The organism is Streptomyces sp. NPDC004561 (assembly GCF_053602155.1).
This window is the reverse complement of the sequence record NZ_JBSGDB010000826.1, coordinates 1-2,078: the sequence shown is the minus strand read 5'-3', so window position 1 is coordinate 2,078 and position 2,078 is coordinate 1. Positions and strand designations below refer to the sequence as shown.

2 protein-coding genes and 1 pseudogene are annotated in these 2,078 nt (G+C 71.6%); 1 reads left to right on the top strand and 2 read right to left on the bottom strand.

Going from position 1 to position 2,078, the window contains the following annotated elements; genetic code table 11:
* A partial coding sequence (locus ACWEN3_RS45780) for a TerD family protein (protein ID WP_452984282.1) occupies positions 1-720 on the bottom strand: 720 nt, incomplete at its 3' end.
* Between the two features lie 134 nt (positions 721-854).
* Positions 855-1,451: a M48 metallopeptidase family protein gene (locus ACWEN3_RS45775; RefSeq protein WP_452984280.1), complete on the bottom strand. Its 597-nt coding sequence runs from the start codon at positions 1,449-1,451 to the stop codon at positions 855-857.
* 253 nt (positions 1,452-1,704) lie between these two features.
* Between ACWEN3_RS45775 and ACWEN3_RS45770 the strand changes: the two are divergent.
* Positions 1,705-2,078, top strand: a pseudogene (locus tag ACWEN3_RS45770) (ThiF family adenylyltransferase); the annotation flags it as partial.

Genomic DNA, 2,078 nt, shown 5'->3' with positions numbered 1-2,078 from the left:
ACTCGTCGGGCGCCGCGGCGCCGCCTTCCCCACCGGACGCAAGTGGCACGCCACCGCGGCGGGCTGCGGCGCCGCGGGAGCCGGGGCGGGGGCCGGGGTGGGCGCGGGAGCCGCCGGGGCGGCGAACGCGGGCGGGGCGAAGCCGGGGCCGGCGCCGGGCTGCGGCTGCTGCGGGGCGGCGGGCGCCTCCTCCTCCAGCACCTCGCCGCCGAAGCTCTTCAGCAGCGCCTCCAGGCCGCCGTCGAAGCCCTGTCCGACCGCGGCGAACCGCCAGCCGTCCTTGACGTAGAAGTCACCGAGCATCACGGCCCGCTCGGTGGAGAACTCCGAGCCGCTGAAGGAGTACCGGGCGACCTCCTCGCCGCCCGCGACGATCCGCAGGTATCCGGGGCCGATCTGGGCCATCTGTCCGGCGCCGTCGATGGTCGCCGTGAAGGACAGCTTGCGGATCTGCGACGGGATCCGGTCGAGCGTGACCCGGAACGACTCGGTGTCGCCCGCCTGGGCACCCAGCAGCTGGATGGACTCCTCCGGGGACTTCGGCTGGTTGAAGAAGACGAAGTACCGGTCGTCCGAGAGGTGCTCGTCGGCGTCCAGACCGAAGCAGCTGATGTCGAAGCTCAGTCCGGGGCCCGAGATCTGCACGCCTACGTACAGATCCGTGCCCGCCGTGAGGTCACTGATCCTGGCCTTGTGGCCGCGTTGGAATTCCCTGGCCATGCGATACGACCGTCCCCCATCCCGAATACGAGTGCGTCGCGCCAGGCTAACGGCAACGGCGGACAACCACCCCGGCCGGTCCAGGTCGGTACACACCCGGTACACAACCGCACCCGGCCGCTCACACGGGCCGGTCACTCACCCCGCGCACCGGGCACATGGGGCAGCCGCTCGGCGGCGACCACTCCTTCCAGGTAGCCGCGGGCCCGCTCGGTGCGCGGGTAGGCCTCCAGCAGCCTCCAGAAGTCCGCCCCGTGACCGGGCACCAGCAGATGCGCCAGCTCGTGACAGAGCACGTAGTCGATGACGTACTCCGGCATGCCCTGCAACCGGTGCGAGAGCCGGATGCTGCCTTCGGCCGGGGTGCACGAACCCCACCGGGTGTTCTGGTTGGTGACCCAGCGGACGGAGGCCGGCCGGGCCCGGCCGTCGAAGTACTGGGCCGACAGCCGCTCGGCGCGCCCGGCCAGCTCGGCGTCGCCGAGCACCCGCCTGCTCTCCTGGGCGGCGAGTTTGTCGAGCATGACGGTGACCCAGCGCTGCTCCTCCGCCTTCGACATCCGGGCGGGGATCAGTACGACGGTGCGATCGCCCTCGCGGTACGCGGAGACCGTCCGGCGGCGCCGGGCACTCCTGCGGACCTCGATCGCGCTCGCCCCCGAGCCGCTCGGCGGCAGGCTCGTCGTGCTGCGCTGTGGCTTTCCGGCGCGGTGCAGTGGGTCGGCGGGCACGCCCCGACGTTACCCGGTGGGCCCGGACAAAGTCCCGGCTCCAGGACGGTTCGATGTGGATCCCCCACCATGCGTTTGATTCGTACGACCCGTCCTTACATCCGTTTTGCGTCTTTTATTCTGATTGGCTCGTATGACAAACACCCCTACCTGTGGACAACTCTCGGCAGCCCGCCCACCGGCCGGGCATGCTGGCATGCGTCGGCGGAACACGACCGGTTCCGCCGGTGACCCAACGGCTACGGGGACCTTCATGCATCCGATGGTGAAACCCGCGCTGCGGCGCGGCTGGCGCGATCTCAACACTGTGCAGTTCGGCATGACCCCGGCGCACGCGCTGACGCTGGGACCGATGGACACCGCCACAGGCAGCTTCCTGGAACTGCTCAACGGCACCCGCGGACTCCCCCTGCTGCGCGAGGAGGGCGGCCGCATGGACCTGCCGGACGGCCATGTCGACGCACTGGTGGACCGCCTGGCCCGAGCGGGCCTCGTCGACGACGCGCGCGGCGGCGGACCGGCCGCGGACGCGCTGCGCGGAAAGGACGAGGTCCTGCAGCGGCTGCGCCCCGACCTCGCCTCGCTCTCCCTGACCACACCCGAGCCGGGCGGCCCGCTCGCCCTGCT